Annotated in this window: 8 protein-coding genes; all 8 read right to left on the bottom strand. The window is 46.7% G+C overall.

The genetic code is table 11. The annotated features are described in order from the left end of the window. Window positions 1-176: 176 nt before the first annotated feature. On the bottom strand, window positions 177-4,220 hold the full coding sequence (locus tag NF543_RS01475; RefSeq protein ID WP_257666308.1) for a hybrid sensor histidine kinase/response regulator transcription factor: 4,044 nt from the start codon (window positions 4,218-4,220) through the stop codon (window positions 177-179). A 58-nt stretch (window positions 4,221-4,278) separates the two neighbouring features. Then, window positions 4,279-6,657, bottom strand: coding sequence for a glycoside hydrolase family 127 protein (locus NF543_RS01480; protein ID WP_257666309.1), 2,379 nt, complete (start codon window positions 6,655-6,657; stop codon window positions 4,279-4,281). A 49-nt stretch (window positions 6,658-6,706) separates the two neighbouring features. Continuing rightward, window positions 6,707-8,329 carry a RagB/SusD family nutrient uptake outer membrane protein gene (locus tag NF543_RS01485; RefSeq protein ID WP_257666310.1) on the bottom strand — a complete coding sequence of 541 codons (1,623 nt, stop codon included), beginning with the start codon at window positions 8,327-8,329 and terminating at the stop codon, window positions 6,707-6,709. A 19-nt stretch (window positions 8,330-8,348) separates the two neighbouring features. Beyond that, window positions 8,349-11,501 carry a SusC/RagA family TonB-linked outer membrane protein gene (locus NF543_RS01490; protein WP_257666311.1) on the bottom strand — a complete coding sequence of 1,051 codons (3,153 nt, stop codon included), beginning with the start codon at window positions 11,499-11,501 and terminating at the stop codon, window positions 8,349-8,351. Between the two features lie 217 nt (window positions 11,502-11,718). Beyond that, the gene (locus NF543_RS01495; protein WP_257666312.1) at window positions 11,719-12,729 is read right to left on the bottom strand and encodes a FecR family protein; all 1,011 of its coding nucleotides are present in this window, start codon (window positions 12,727-12,729) and stop codon (window positions 11,719-11,721) included. 83 nt (window positions 12,730-12,812) lie between these two features. Continuing rightward, window positions 12,813-13,442, bottom strand: a complete 630-nt coding sequence (locus NF543_RS01500; protein ID WP_257666313.1) for an RNA polymerase sigma-70 factor — start codon at window positions 13,440-13,442, stop codon at window positions 12,813-12,815. 240 nt (window positions 13,443-13,682) lie between these two features. Further along, window positions 13,683-14,669 carry a glycoside hydrolase family 43 protein gene (locus tag NF543_RS01505; protein ID WP_257666314.1) on the bottom strand — a complete coding sequence of 329 codons (987 nt, stop codon included), beginning with the start codon at window positions 14,667-14,669 and terminating at the stop codon, window positions 13,683-13,685. 175 nt (window positions 14,670-14,844) lie between these two features. Then, on the bottom strand, window positions 14,845-16,773 hold the full coding sequence (locus NF543_RS01510) for a glycoside hydrolase family 43 protein (protein WP_257666315.1): 1,929 nt from the start codon (window positions 16,771-16,773) through the stop codon (window positions 14,845-14,847). Window positions 16,774-16,864 lie beyond the last annotated feature (91 nt).

Below are 16,864 nucleotides of genomic sequence, written 5' to 3' on the forward strand. Positions count from 1 at the left end.
AGGTGAACAAAAGAGTTAATTGGTATTCTTAGTTATTAGTGTCCTTCAGACATAGAAGGATGAGACAAAGGTATAGCCGGTACCCTATTTAGGATAGGTCAATTCGTCTCAAATGATAGGTTATTTTGTTAGAATCGATGAAAAACCCTCGATTTATAGCGACTAAACCGGTTCAATTAGATTTTTTCCTCGTCGCGATATTGGGTAGGCGTCATTCCGAAGGTTTCCTTAAAATGCTTGTTGAAATACTTGAGGGTATTGAAGCCGACCATATCGGCGATTTCGGTCACGTGGAGTTGGCTATCCCGCAGCAGTTGGGCAGCCCGCTTCAAGCGGATAGACCGAATAAAATCGGCTGGGTTTTGCCCAGTGATGGATTGGAGTTTCCGGTAAAGGTGGCCCCGGCTCAGCCCGATGTCTTTCCCCAGATCCTCGACACCGTATTGCGGATTATCCATGTTATTTTCAACACTCAGCAAGGCTTTCTGCACCAGCGCCTCGTCGAGCGAGTTGATGGTAATGCTGCTCGGTGTTACCTCGATGGTGGTGTGGAAAAGCGCTTTCCGTATTTCCTGCTGCTCGATCAGTTTTTCGATACGGGTCAGCAGCATCTCGTAAACGACAGGTTTGGATAAATACGAATCGGCACCCGCTGAATACACGGACATCCGCGCATCATCCGACATCCGCGCCGTTAAGAGAATAATGGGAATATGGCTCGTCTGGATGTTACTTTTCAGCCGATGGCAAAGCGTGATGCCATCTATCTTGGGCATCATCATATCCGATAGGATTAAATCAGGCTCATCGGCCAGCGCCCGCTTTTCGCCTTCTTCTCCATCTGGAGCTTCGATAACCACATATCGCTTAGCAAGCTGTGATTTCAGAAAATGCCGGAACTCGGCGTTGTCTTCGACAATCAAGATCTTTTTGCCCATTGAAGTCGGCGATGGTTCCGTTGTGCTTTGTACATCATCCGCCAACAATGCATGATCAATCGGCTCTGCTTCCAAGTCTGTAGGCAATCGTACCGTAAATGTAGCGCCTTCACCTACACTACTTTCCACCTCTACTTTCCCTTCGTGCAGGGCAACATATTCGTTGACCAAGTATAACCCGATGCCGCTGCCGGTTTGATTGGCCAATTGGTTGTTCGCTTGCCGGAACCGATCAAATATATAGGGCAAATCTGTTTCAGCAATACCATACCCTGTGTCGGCCACTGTGATTCGTACGTATTTCCTTGCGTATACCGTTTCGGTGGTGACGCGCAAAGCTACCGTTCCGCCATCATCGGTAAATTTGAACGCATTAGACAATAGGTTATTCATCACCTTGAGCACTTTGTCTTTGTCAAAAAACATATAAATGGGCGTGTCCGGGCCATCGAACGTAAAATCCAGTTGCTTACTGTTGGCAACAGGTTTAAAGGACGCATGCATGCCCGCTAGAAACTCGACGATATCACCATGGCCCAAGCGCAATTCTTCACCTTTGACCTCCAGTTTGCGGAAATCCAACAATTGATTGACCATAGTGAGCAAATCATTGGAATGACCGTAAATGGATGTCAGCTTTTCTTTCAATTGGGAGTCATCCACCTCATTGCGCAACAACTCCAACGGGGTCATGATCAGTGATAAGGGCGTACGGAACTCGTGGCTGATGTTCGTGAAGAAACTCATCTTCATTTGGTCTAGTTCTTCCCGTTGTCGCTGTGCCTCCGCCGCTTGTTGGCGCACCAGCTTGCGGTGATTCAGTCTATTGAAGTACTGGATAATGCTTACCAAAGCTATCACAAACAAGACCGAATACAATAGCTTCGCCCAAGTTGTCGCCCAAAAAGGCGGAGAGATCACTATGGCCAATTCAACATATTCATCACCCCAAAACTTGTCATTATTGGCGGAATATACCTTAAATGTGTATTTACCGGGTGGTAAACCGGTATAGTTGACCCGTCCAACTCCATCGGCCTGTATCTCCGTCCAGCCCTGGTCATAGTTTTCCAGTTGGTACCGGTAGTAGGTCTTGGATGGATTGACGTAATTCAAGCCCGCAAACTCGAGTGTGATGAAATTCTCATGATACCTCAAATGGATTTCGTTTGCTTGGCTGATAGGCTGCTCAAGCAATATCCGTCCGTTGTGCAATGCACGCTCTTTAATGGGCGTATTGAAGAGCCGGAATCCGGTAAAAATGGGTTTGTGCTTGCTGGTATTATACATCATCCGCTCGGGGTGGAAAACATTCATGCCATGCACCCCGCCAAAATACATGCTGCTATCGCTTGCCCGCATAGCAGCACCGGTATTGAAGCGGCCAGCTTGTACACCCGCTCCATCCATCCTACCGAAATTGGTGACGGTAAAATCGTATCCTTCCTCACCCCTTTTCACCTCGACCTTACTAATGCCATTCATGGTAGATACCCAGAGGTTGCCCATGCTGTCTTCCAGAATAGCCGAAACCGTCTGATTAGGGCGATCTTCGTTGATGGGAACCTCATATAGATGCCCGCCTCCATTGTCCCAGACCTTCAGTCCATCGACACTTAACCAATGGAGAGACCTGCTGTCTGGAAAAATGAAATTGAACTCCGCGCCATAGGTCTGAATTTGATCCCTATAAGCGGGAAACCATAAACTGTCGGTCTTGGTGTTGTAGAAAAATAGTTCCTCGGCGGCCACCGCGAGTGTATGACCATCCATGCGGGTAAACGTCAGCCCTAGTTTGAGGTGTTTGATCTCAGGATGCGTCTTGTACAGGAAGTCTATATTCCCTGTAGCGGGATCGAATCGGCCAACGCCACCGTATACACTCACCCAAAGCTGGCCAGAAGCATCCTCAATCATCGTTCGGCCATTGTTGGGATTAGGGTCTGCATAAATGGAAACGCCAGGACGCTCATACTGGCGGATCTTTCCGTTTTCGATACAGAATATGCCATTGAGAAACGTCGGCACCCAAATGCGGCCTTGGCTGTCGCGATAGAGTCCCATGCAGAGCTTCCCGTTTAATTCGGGGTAGACGCCTTCCACCCGACGGGCCTGCGGGAAGTAACGAGACAGCCCATTGACAGTACCGACCAGTATGGTGCCATCCGCCTCTTCGAGGAAACAACGAACATTCTCATTGGTCATGTGGCTTTCGTGTGGAACGGTATGCACGAGATTGATCTTAAGCATACTTGCATGGTAGTAACAGATCCCTTGGAACAACGTGCCGATCCACACGCCATTATCATCGTCGACATAAATCGAACTAATGTCGTTTACCAAGATACCGCCGGTTGTCAGCGGCATGCCCACGAAAGACTGTACATCGAAGTCCGCTCCGTCGATAACCCGGATTTCCGATTGTGATGTACCGACCCAAGCATTACCATCATGGTCGACATCCATGCAGGTAAAAAAATTAGATAATCCGGAAATGTGGCTTGCCCTCGTCCACACATCGGATGATGGGTGGTAAAACATCACATCGGTTTGGTGCATCAACCAAAGCCCTTCGGTTGGGGACGCCCGTAATACCAAGTTGTGCGAGGCTTCATCAATTACACCCAATAACCGCGTGTCTTGACGGATAATTTCTTTCGTACTATACCTCCATAATTGAATAAGGCCTTTGGAATAAACAATCCAACAGGTGTCGCCCACTTGTTGGATTTCACGGGGAATGCCAAATTTGTTTATTTCGGCCACGCTGTTTCCGGGCAGTGTTATCAAATCCTGACGCGCGACATCATAATAGGATAGCCCGTGGTCTTCTGTAAGAAACCACAAGTTCTTTGCATCATCAATAAAAAAGTCTTCAAGCTTTTTTTGCACCCCAAACGACGCCAGTAACCCTCCCACATCGGCAATGAATTGATTTGTTTTTAGGTCAAAAACCTGCAAGCGAGATTCTTGCTTGAGCCAAATCCTGTTTTGAAGATCGATATACTCTTGTTCATCACCAGTACATTCCCACGCATAGCGGGTGCCACTACCCTGCCTGAAGTTATCAAACGTGCCCCCGTTATATAGATTGAGCAAAGACTGTGTCCGGATGCTGATACGGCCATCCGGTGTGCTTCCAATGCCCTTAATGAGGTTGTCGGACAGTCCCGTATTGGCATCGATATGCCGAAAGACATAGGGATGCTGGGCAAGCAGCCTACAGCTAAAACAGCTAAATAAGCAAAATAAAACTACGGCACCTAGTTTACCATACCACATCTCTGTTGTTAGGCTTATTCATTGGTCTTGTTAGGTGCAAAGGTAATAAAATCGCTGGTCATTCACCGAAAGCAGCACTCAACAATCGGACTTCCACCACTTTCGCCGTGATGGATTGCGGACGCGCCTTGAATTGTATGGTCATTAGTTCATCGTTGGAGATCGCTGCCGGCAGCGGGTATGATGCTGTCACAAAACCGGTTCCCGAAGCCTTGCCCTCTAAGCGGACGCTGGCCACCAGCTGCCCATTGACCAATATATCAAAGTCGCTAGGCCGATCTATGTCACAATACCGCACGAAAAGGTGTTTCGCGGTCTTCTTGGGGTTTCGGAGTTGGTAGCTGAACCATCCTTTGGCTTCGCGCCACTGCTCGCCCTCGTATTGGCCTGTACTCGATTGCTCGAATTGGATGGCGTGGTCGGACTCCGGCTGTTGCTGGCCACCATTCACCCTATCTACGGTAATCTCTTCGAGCCTAGCACTTTCCTGCTCTTCCACTTCCATTTGTTTCTGTAGCACGACAACCTCATTTGGCGTAGCCTGTGGCCAATAGAGGATGTACCGCGATCCATGCAACTGATAAAAAGGCTGTAGTTCCATGGTTGTCCTTGCGTTAGTGGAGTAAAGGTTATCCAATGCGAAACGCAGCTTCTCGCCCGCCACCTGGCGGGGCAAGGCAGCTAAGGTCTCCTGTTGGCCGACTACAATGGGAATATCGCGTAGCGGCACTTGTGGACCATGAGCAATATGTCCACCACGGCTGTCGTCGGCAAACATGCCCTCCATGGCCGTGGTATCCGTCTTGGCTGCCAACACGATAGGGCCATACAGAAAGGAATAATAGTTCGAAGAATCGGGCAGTTGTTCCACGGCAGTATGCATCACAAAGTCCATGTGTACACGGTCACCTGCTTTCCATTCCCGGGTGATGGACACAAAGGAACCCGGCTGTTCCGTAATGGGATAGGTCTCTCCGTTTACCGAAACCACCAGTTCATTTTCCCTTACCCAAGCCGGATAGCGGAGCTTCAGTGTAAATGTGCCGGGTTTCGCGGGGTTGATGAGCAGCGTGGTGCCTGCCTCTTCCGGGAAGCGGGTATGTTGCACGATTTCAACTCCCCTGTTTGCCCAATTTAACTGTGAAGCAATGAATAAATTGACATATAATTCGTCGTCGCGATGTGCATAAATGAATTCACCGTACTTGGAATGATTTTCCAACCCCGATCCCACACAGCACCAAAAACTGGTGTGCGGTTGTGAATATACCCGGTAGTGTCCGGGACGCATGGGGGTAAAGTAAACGAAGCCTCCTTGTTTTGGATGTTGGGTAGACAAGATGTGGTTAAACAATGCCCGCTCATAGAAATCGGCATACCGAACATCCGGCTCCGTTTGGAAGAGTTGTTCGGTAAGTTTCAGCATGTTATAGGTATTGCACGTTTCCGGCCCTTCCACACTTCGGATCATACGGGAGAAATCATTCGTCGGATGAAAATGTTCGTGTGCGCTGTTACCGCCGATGGATACGGACCGATGGAAGACCACCGCTTCCCAGAAAGAGCGTGCAGCATCACTCCATTCAGTGATACCCCCCACATCCGCAACGCGCTTATAGCCGATGACCTTCGGTATCTGCGTATTGGCGTGCAGCCCCGTAAGCCTATCCTCATTAACCAACAACGGTTCCAATATCGTCTGGTGTGAAAATCGCTTCGCCAACTGGAGATACCGATCATCGCCTGTGATGGCCGCTACGTCGGCAAACACCTCATTGAGGCCGCCATGTTCGCTGCGCAGCATATCCTGTATTTGCGCATCCGATAGCTTACTGACCAAGTGTAATGCCCAGTCGCTCATCTTGATCAGCATGTCCTTGGCGTCCGGGATACCTGCGATGAGGTAGGCATCACGCAGTCCCGCATAGGTCTTATGAATGTTATAGAGGGGTACCCATTTTTTGTTCAGATCAAACCCGCCTGCTTGGATGTGGCCATTATGGATATCGGCCCATAGGGCAGCACCACCCGGCACGCCACCGATATATCCATTCCCCAACTTATCCTGACAACGCTTGAGTTCGGAAATCATGTAGTCCAGCCGGGCCTTTACCTGTGTATCTCCGGTAGCGGCATACATTAGGGAGAGTGCGGTGAGGTAATGCCCACCGATGTGGCCGTCGAGGCCGGAATTCTCCCAATTGCCGTAACTTTCGACCTTGGGTTGCAGGCCAGCCTCTCGAAGGAAAGGTGCTAGCAGCCGGTCTGCATCCAGTTCAAGCAAGTATCTTTTATTGAGCTCCTCGGCATGTTTGAATGGTCCTTCGAGTATGCGTACGTCATGGAGTGCAAAGGACTGTACCGCTGTCTGGGCATGGGCCGCTATCCTTACCGTAGTCAACAGTGCCGCTACTACAACCACAATTTTTATCTTCATATCTATTTTTACTCACAGGTAGGCGTTCAATAATTAATTACTCACGCCCTCAATATCCTGTGTTTTGTGTTAAATTGGAATTTTTGTTAAGCTCAATTTGGGGAATGGGAAATAAAGTTCGGTAAGCACTGCTAGGATTGTGGGAAAACCATGACTTCGTGGTAAATACCCCAAAACGTATCAAATCCTGGCGTCGGCGCGCTTCTTCAAAAAATTCATATCCTAATTCATCGAGAAGTCGTCCGTAGGCAATATCAGCACCGCCCTCATTGGAGATTTGATGCACATCCCTACGGCCGTAGTCATATAAACTGCCTTGCATTAAATCGGCTCCGCTTACGGCAGCTTTTTCCGGGTTTTCCCTAAAACTACGCTCCCTCACCATCGTAACAAGTGTAGCAGCTTCATCTGCACGGCCTGTGCGAAGCAGGCACTCGGCTTTCATCATCAGTATATCCGCATAGCGGAAAAAGGGGAAATCATTATTCAGTATGGAAGCCGCTCCCATCTCGTATTCAAACTTTCCGAGACGCAATCCGTGGTTGGCTTCTGTGGTGTCTACCGCAGGCAATTCATTGACCAAGTTTAGCACCTGTCCTTTCTGAGTACCATTCTGCACAATTAATGTATCCCCATTGGAAGCCAGCTGCACCCCCTTAATCCAATTTTCTGTAAAGCGTTCATCATCGATGTCGAACGTATTGATGAACTGCGGAATGGCACAGATTCCACCCCAAGGTGAGTTTTGCAGGTTATAGGTAGCCTGCATTTCCTGAGGCAGGGTCTGCATGTGGTGGTCAAAAGCATTCCAATCGTCCCAGTATTGAACAAGGTATTTATCATCATAGCCAAAAGCCCAGATAATTTCACTTGAATTCTCATTATTGGCAGCAAATATACTCTTTTGGTTAGCTTCCAATGTATATAGGTTAGCATTGATCACTGCGTCACATTGCGTAATGCCTTCGTTCCACATAGCAGTACCCGTATATACCTCAGCATTGAGATATAATTTAGCCAGTAGGGTATGAGCTACCCATTGGTTCATCCTGGTGTAAGTAGACTGATCATTCTTATCACTCAACTCATCTATATTATCGGTAACTTCTTTAACAATAAAGTCAAACACTTCTTTCCGGGTATTTTGTTCGGGCAGATAGCCTTCGGGGACATCAAAATCGGTAACGATGGGTACATTTCCGTACATATCGCATAACACCCAATAATACGTGGCCCGAAGTACTTTTAGTTCTGCAAGGGCACTTTCTTTGAACTCCTCAACTGGAACAAGATCGTTTTCTATTTGGTAAATTACCCTATTGCAAGTGGTAATACCATTATACGCCCTTTGCCAACAAGCAGATATAATGGCATCTTCGGTAGTCCAACGATGGGTATGAAAACGCCGGTAACCCCCATCATCTACCCAACCCCATGGACGTTTGGGTATAACCAATTGGTCTGCGGATATCTCCTGAGCCCAAAAATAGCTTTGCCATTTATTAAACAGGTCTCTCCAAGGAATATAAGCCGAGGCAATCAACGCTCCCACATCCTCTTCTGACGGGGCAAATTTATCAGATATTATTGTATTAAAATTTTGATCCTTAAGTTTTGTACATCCAGCCATTCCAAAAAATGACAGCAACAGTATGATGATCTTCGTTTTCATGAGTCTTGTTTTTAGCGGGTTAAAAACTAACATTAATGCCGACGGTAAATGTCCGAGTCGTAGGATATTTGTCTCTGCCATCGATTCCCGGATCCAACCCTGTCCAGTTCACTTCCGGATCTATTCCCTTATAACCTGTAATGGTAATGGTGTTTAAACTTGAAACATATATCCTTGCGGAATGGACAAAATTCAAATTGATCTTTCTAAAATTATACCCCAAGGTAATGTTGTCTATTTTCCAGAAATCGCCATCTTCCACATAATGGCTATTAAACTCAAGCGGTACATTTTTATTTAATACAGCTTTCCCATAAATTTTGTCGTAAGCCGATGCTAAGCGGTTATACCTTTCATCCCCTGTATTTTCGTTATACATCCGCTGGAAATTGATAATTTGATAATCAAAAGATCCCCTCATCGTGACACCTAGGTCCCAGTTTTTGTACTTGAAGGTATTGTTCCAGCCTGCATAATACTTGGGAATCCCGTTACCAAGCACTTGTTTGTCTTCAAATCCCCTGTTAAATTCATTATAACTAATCATATCCCCATTTTCATCTTCATAGATCCAATAACCATCATCAGAGATATCTACCACTTTATACCCGTGAAAATCGCCAATTTTCTCTCCTATTTCTACGATATGGGTGTGGGTTTGAATCGGTACTCCTGTACCCCCAGCAGTAAAATAATTAGTCTCCAATTGATACAGGTCATTGGACAAGCTTACCAATTTATTAGAATTAGTTGAAAATAGGAGTTGGGTAGTCCAGGTAAAGTCAGATTTCCTTACCGGTATCATGGAGAGTTCCACCTCTAATCCCGTGTTTTCCATAATCCCTACATTGGCTCTGGTAGACGTATAAATATTGGGCGGGCTGGGCACCTGATAGTCGTACAGCAAGCCGTCTATCCGCCGATTGTAATAATCGATAGCGCCATATATCCTGCCACTTAAAAAACTATAATCCAGACCAAAGTTCAACTCTTTTTTTTCTTCCCAACGCAAATGGGGGTTCGGATTTTGGGCTGCTCTTAGGGAACGTACCCAACTGCCATTGATCAGAAAGTAATCGGCATATTCCAGCGTAGCAACCCCGAGGAAAAGGTTATTAGGCGGGTTGCCTGTTATCCCATAACCCATCCGCAACTTGAGGTCGTCTACAAAGCCCAGATTTTTCATAAAGGGCTCTTCGTTTATCCGCCATCCCAAGGAAACTGCAGGAAAGGTACCCCAAGGTTTATCTGCTCCGTAAAGCTGGCTGGCGGCCTCGTGACGGACACTTGCCATAAGCAGGTACTTATCTTTATAGCTATAGGTACTCCGACCAAAAAAGCTAATAAGATTGCTCTCTTCTCGGTTACTCGCTTGTGCAGCATTGCCCTCCGCCAATGCTTTTCCGTCACCTATCCGGGCATACCCGAATACATCGGTTGGGAAATCCCAGTTCTGCATCGAGGAATTGAACCTCTCGCTTTCCTGATATCCATAGCCCCCGAGAATGGAAAGTTTATGATCCCCCATATCTTTTTTATACTCTCCGATAAGCTCTATAAACCGGTATATGTTTTCATCATTACCTATTGAGGCATATCCGTTTCTCCCATCCCTCGTGGTGCTGATATGTTTTTTTGTTTCCGCATATCCACGGGATTGATTGTATTTGTCGTAGGCTACATTTGCCTCCAGACGCAACGCGTCGATGGGGGTAAAAGTTAGTTTTGCGTTATACCGAGTATATTGGCTTTTGTTCCGTCCGTCGGTTTCATAAAGCCTCGCCAACGGGTTATCATAGTCAAAGATTCCTTCCTGAAACCAATCTCCGTTCTCATTTTTAATGGGCGAGGTTGGGTTTTGAATGGTTATCTGCCTGTATATCCACCCATCAAAACTACTGCCGTCACCAGTAGTGGTATACGAGTTTTGCCGGCCTATGATGCCGAGATTAAATTTAAGCTTGCGGTCAAACATATTGTGCTCCACATCTACCCTCCCGTTAAAGGTTTCGTTGTCTGATTTGCGCATGATCCCATTAAAATCTCTATAATTTACGTTAAATAGGTAGTTGGTCTCGGCATTCCCTCCCCGATACGTCAGATTATGGAGCTGGGAAAACGGAGTCTGCGTAGCTTCTTCAAACCAATCTGTCGTATTTCCGTTATCCCAGGATGCGTCGCGAGTGCCTTCAGTTATCTGCCTCCGGTAATCCTCGGCAGTAAGCATATCAGCCTGTCTGGCAATTGTTTGTGCGCTTAATTGTGTGCTGTATTCTAATGCGTTGATCTGCCCTTCTTTAAATCGCTTGGTGGTGATGATGATAACACCGTTACTACCGCGCACGCCGTAAATAGCTGCCGCGGAACCGTCTTTTAGGACATCTATGGATTCAATATCTTCCGGCGCCACAGTATTCAGGTCTCCGGGAATCCCGTCAATCAGCACCAAGGGATTCGCATTGGCTCCAAGAATAGTTGTATTTCCCCTCAACAGTACGGCTACCCCACTTGTAGGATCTCCACTAGAAGAGGCAATCGTCAAACCGGCAACTTTACCTTGCAATAACTGTCCGGCGTTTTTAACGGGAGCCTGGATAAAATCTTCTGATTTTACCGAGGCAATCGAACTGGTTACATCAGCTTTTCGCTGCGTTCCGTACCCCACGACCACCACCTCATCCAAATATTTATTTTCGCGTGTCAATACAATTTCCAGATTACCTTGCCCACTGTAGCCTATATTCTTTGCCAAAAAGCCTGTATAGGAAATATATAAGGTATCACCTATGGACACGCCTGCCAGCGCGAAACGGCCTTCTGAATCTGATAGCGTACCCTTGCCCGTACCTTTGAGCACAATACTAGCGCCCGAAATCGGATTGCTACTTTCATCCAGTACGGTACCATTAGCCTGTTGTTGCCGAACAGCGGGGGCTACAGCAGATGATGATGGTTCTTGCAAAGGTTTGAAAATAGCTATTTGCTTGCCGGATATCCGGTAGGAGATTTCCATATGCTTGAATAATGCATCAAGTATTTCTTGTATAGGGCGGTCTTTCATGGAAATGGACACCGCTTCATTCAAAGCAACATCGCTGCTGCGTATGAGGATGGAATAACCAGATTTGCGTTCAATCTCTTCCAATGCTTTGGCTAATGGGACAGTGTTCAATTGAATGCTTATTTTATTATTTTGATGCGCTGAAAGCACTAATGGAACAAAAAAAGAAATCGAGCATACGGCCACTAACATGAGAACGTAAAGGAAAGGGATTCCTTTCCTCAAATTGAAAATCGGACTTGGTTTGACATGTATCATATGAAAACGTCGTTAATAAATGGTGAATAATTGGTATATATATAGAAGATGTAGGGTTATTCGTCTATAATTATTTCTTGGATCTATCAGCTATAGTGACTATATCTCCGTTTAATTGCCATTGGTATTTACGGTCAACATCTAAATAGTGCAAAACCTCTTGTATGGTGAGGTCCTGGTCAATGCTGCCTGAAAAATGTTCGTCATCCATCCGGTTACTTTGGATGATAATTTCCACCGCAAACCTCCGTTCAAGTGTTTTCATGATCTCCCGTAACGATGCTTTATTGAAATATAACTTGCCGGTGGTCCACCATACAGACCTGGAGGCCTCAACTTCTTCCTTGATCCACTGCCTATCAGCTTTTTGGTAAACAAGCTGCTGATTGGGCAACAAGGACACGGATTCCTTATCAGGTATGGCAATGTCTACACTTCCCGATAAAAGATTGACCGCTACCTCATGATCCCCTGCATAGGCATTGACATTAAATTCCGTCCCCAGTACGTTGATGGTCAACTGTTTGGTATGTACGACAAAGGGGCGACTTTCATCTCTTTCCACGTCAAAAAAGCCTTCCCCGTCCAAGTAGACCTCCCGTACATCTTCATTGAAATCGGAACGATATTTTAGTGTAGAGGTAGCATTGAGCCATACCACGGTTTGGTCGGGGAGCACTAGTTTTTTCTTGCCCCCCGCGGGTACACTAACCTTTGAAAATGTGTTTGCTTGATTGTATGGGGGTGCTCTTTTCAGATACAAAAAGGTTGTTGCGATGGAAACGCCAATGAAGATTGCTGCTGCTATTCGCCACCATTTTTGTCTGAATTTAAGGAAGATACTTTTCTTCTTGCTCAACCCGATTTTATTGGCCAATGCTTTAAAATTCGTCTGTTTGACCGACTCAAACTTGGGTATAGATGAACTTGCGTGAAATTTTACCAGACTGGAATACATTTCCTGAAAAGCGTTATCCGACTCCAAAAGGTCTTTCAACTTTTCAGCATCTGTTGTTGATAACTTACCGGCCAAGTAGGCCTTCATCAATTCTTTAAAAATGTTATCCTTATGCTGATCCATGGTTAGCCAATGCGGTGCCGCTTTGTATGTAATACACCCCTCGGTCAGAAATCATTTAAAACGACTTGAAAAAAATCGGCTTTTTATTTAAGTTTTTGGTTCAAAATAAAAATAAGGAGCCCTGCATAGGGGCCGAGGTTTGTCTTTATGCGGTCTAAGGCTATCTTTACCTGCACGCGTACGGTATTAACACTTAGCCCCATCTCTTCTGCTATTTCTTTTGGGGATCTTCCAGCATAAAGATATCGTTCAAAAATCGCCCTGCATTTTGAGGGTAAGGACTGCACTGACAGTTCGATTTGCTTTTCCAATTCCCTGAATTCGCAAATATCAAAGGGGGTTTCCTGCCTCAATAGCTGAATTTCCTGCAATCGCAGTGCTTCTTTGCCATATTCATCCGCCATTGAAAGCCTGGCTTTTTTTGACCGAATATGGTTGAAGCAACCGTTGCGTACACAGGTTTGTAAGTATGGGTGAATCGGGTAAGTTAACCCTTCTCTTCCTGTCCAGATTTTTATGAAAACATCATTTACGATTTCCCGAGATAAGTCTGCATCGAATATATAATAGGTAGCGGAGGTACATAAAAAAATGAAGTAACATTCATATAGGGTCTTAAACGCTTGTTCATCCCCCATCGAAATCCGTACGATGATTTCTTCATCAATATCATAGATGATTGATTTGGATATAGTACCGCCTGTTTTGTTCATAGCAGCTTATCGTTTGCAAGGACTCCCTCCCCATTTTCAACACATCTTTACTCAAGATACCGCATGAATGCGACCTATAAGCTATGGGTAGTTTGTCGTTTATAACTGTCCCGTCAATTGCAACGGAACTACAATAATAAGCAAATATTTTATAAACGTCAATTAAACAAATATTTTTTCATTTTGCGATTTTGCAGCTAGACTCAGTCATTTTATGAGGTTTTGGTCTTCATTGCTTACTTATAAAGGTTTGCCTACGATAATCCGGTCACCGGTATCATCCACCTCAAAAAGCTGGGGAATACGTATGTAACGTCCGTTTTCACCCACGCTGTGGGTATGTCCGGCCATCAGTAGTTTGCCTTCAAATGTCCGGAATAACATGCCGTGTCCATAATTGGATGGCGTAATCGGCTCACTTTCGTGTATCCAATGGCCGTCCAGCATACCGCTTTCGGAATACGCCACACCTTGAGTATATACATCAAACACCCAACTGGTCCACAGCATACCTAGCTTACCGGTTTGCGTGCGGAACAGAAAAGGTCCGTCGGTTACCTTGTTGGGCACAATCCTGCCGTCTTCATCGTGCTCCTTGCTCCAAGGCGAGTCACTCGCTCGGAACAGTACCTTGCCCTCACCAACGGAGCCGCTTAAGTCTGGTTTCAACTCAATCTTTTCCATCGTTCCGTTCCAATTCTGCAGCCATTCGTGGCAGTAAATCATATAAGGCTTACCGTCTTCCTCCACCCAAAACGTGCCGTCCAACGTCGGCATATGGCCCGGGAGGTAGGTGGAATCAGCCATTGGAACATACGGGCCGTCGGGTTTACCACTGACCAGCACATGGGAGGCACGGCGTTCAATCACATTGCCTCTTACCGTATCAATTTTTACATCGCGGTTCGTAAAGGTGGCAAAATTGTAATATTTGCCCTTGTACATATGCAATTCGGCTGCCCAAATCATTGGTCGTGGCCCCATCCATGATTCAGGGTCATGTTGAATGACGTTAAACGGTCCGGTCCACGCCTTCAGATCCTTACTCTTCCACAGCATTCCACCGGTACCTGTCATGTAGTAAGTAGATGTTTTTTCATCTGCCAAAATGAACGGATCGCTTAGGCGAATGGAATCCAATGGTATGTCTGTTCTTATTGCTGGTTCCCTGTTTTGTGGAAAAACCGACACCAGGTTTACTGCAACCAATGTAAATAACAATAGCATCGTTTTCATAAGCTAACTGCAACAATCATAAATTCGTTAAATTCCATTCATACTCCCATTGGATATACGGTGTATCACCATCCAAACGAATAAGGCAACCAAATATACCTGCTGTCTTTCAAGTCACCAGGGCTCCAGCGATCTGTCATATCGCACAACATGCAATGCTCTTCGTCTAGAAGCGCGTGATTCCTCCATGCGTAGGTTTCACGGGAAGGATGCGTCCATCCGTATCGAATTCCATCCGATCGATACACACTTCCCGGTTATATCCTGCGGCGTCGCCCAAGAGGATGCCATCCGGATAGCGAAACCGATGGTAAACAATATACCATTCATCCTTGCCCGGAATCTGTAGTACCGAATTGTGTCCCGTCCCGTAGATACCCAAGCCTGGGTCTTTGGAGAGGATCAGGTTATCATCGGGCACGTTTATCGGGCCAAGTGGCGAATCGGAAGTGCCGTACCGAATGCGGTAATTCGGGCTGCGGGTATCATCTTCCGACCATAGGAAATAATACGTCCCATTGCGATAAATGATGTAGGCGCCTTCACGGAAGGTTCGGTCGGGCGTGATCACCCGGATGGTTTCCCGCTTGATGGAAACCATGTCGTCGTTCAGCTCCGCGACAGCCATATAACCATTGCCCCAATACAGGTAGCTTTTGCCGCTCATCGGATCGGTAAACACATCCGGATCGATTTCCTGTCCACCACTCACCCCTTCCGGTTTGAAGTCAATCAATGGTTTACCCAAATCCCTGAACGGCCCCGTTGGGTGGTCGGCCACCGCCACACCGATTTTCTGGGCGCCCGTAAAGTAAAAAAAGTAACGGTACTGCCCATCGATTTCCTTCTCTTCGATACAAGGTGCCCACGCGTTGCGCCCTGCCCAGGGCACATCGGCCTTCAAGTCGAGGATAACCCCCTCATCTTCCCAGTGCACAAGATCAGTCGACGAAAACACCTTGAACGCATAGCCACCCCACCCATCGAACCCGTCGCTGGTGGGGTAGATATAGTATTTGCCGGTCTTGCTGGAATAAAGGATATCAGGGTCGGCATACGAGCCCTTCAGCACCGGGTTGCGCCGTGTGCTGTCGGTCAGATTTGCTTCTGCGAAGTCCGAAGGCATGCCCCAACGATCCGTCAACCGCTCCAATTCGTCGGCAGTGATGGGTATCACCGTGCCATGGCGCGGCTTGAAATCCATGGATATCCCTTCTTCGATGGCATCGAAGTGCCGCAAATCCGTACTTTTCGTAAATTGATAGCGCCCTTTCATATACACGTCGTACATGAGGATGTGGGTCTCGCTATCAATCAATTTGACCACACAAGATCCTTCCACCGCGTCGACAGTCTGCTGCTTATAATCTGGTTGTTCCTGCCAGCTGCCCGCGGTCAGGGAGCTCGCAGTTGCCACTTTGATGCCATTGCCATCGCCCTCGGTTTTATAAAACAGGTGGTAAACACCATCTTTTAAAACAATGTCGCCATCAATGCAAGATTTACCATTTTCAGGCAAGAACAAGGGTTTAGGTTCCCCCTCGAAACCAGTAAACGCAGCATTAGCATATGCATAATAGATGATATCCGGCCCGTCGCCATGCTTCATCGACCAATACACCATATACTTTCCGGCTCCCGGATCATAAATGGTCTGCGGAGCCCATACACGCAATAGGTCGTCTTGCTTGGGATAAGTCTCCTGGATGTTGACCACAGTAGACGTCCAGTTGACGAGGTCTGTGGATTTCAGCAATACCATCGCCCGGTTGGAGTTCCAGCCATTGGCGGATACCATATCCGTAAGCACCATGTAGAAGGTCTCCCCATCGGCACCCCGCAGGATATGCGGATCGCGCACCCCTCCCGTGCTGCCGATGGTTTCGGAATCCAGCACCGGTCGGTTGCCATTCAATGCCCGGTAGTTGAGCCCGTCATAGCTGATGGCATACCTCACGGCTTCGCCGGATTTGTCATTCCCGGTGAAGTAGGCGAAGAGGTAGCCTGCATATTCAGTTGATTGTATTGCAGCCGAAGCCGGTAATGCCGTACTTCCGGAGAGTATGACAAACAGCAAATATATAAAACGTTTCACATTCATATAGCCCTACCTCATGGTCTTGAGTTTTGTTTATAATGGCTTTGCTTGTTAAGCACCGCATAAACAAAAATAGGGAAATATTTAT

This window comes from Parapedobacter tibetensis (assembly GCF_024704835.1).
GTDB classification, from domain to species: domain Bacteria; phylum Bacteroidota; class Bacteroidia; order Sphingobacteriales; family Sphingobacteriaceae; genus Parapedobacter; species Parapedobacter tibetensis.

Coding starts and splice junctions, on each gene's coding strand:
- NF543_RS01475 (WP_257666308.1), bottom strand. CDS start 4,220: ATGTGGTATGGTAAACTAGGTGCCGTAGTTTTATTTTGCTTATTTAGC.
- NF543_RS01480 (WP_257666309.1), bottom strand. CDS start 6,657: ATGAAGATAAAAATTGTGGTTGTAGTAGCGGCACTGTTGACTACGGTA.
- NF543_RS01485 (WP_257666310.1), bottom strand. CDS start 8,329: ATGAAAACGAAGATCATCATACTGTTGCTGTCATTTTTTGGAATGGCT.
- NF543_RS01495 (WP_257666312.1), bottom strand. CDS start 12,729: ATGGATCAGCATAAGGATAACATTTTTAAAGAATTGATGAAGGCCTAC.
- NF543_RS01500 (WP_257666313.1), bottom strand. CDS start 13,442: ATGAACAAAACAGGCGGTACTATATCCAAATCAATCATCTATGATATT.
- NF543_RS01505 (WP_257666314.1), bottom strand. CDS start 14,669: ATGCTATTGTTATTTACATTGGTTGCAGTAAACCTGGTGTCGGTTTTT.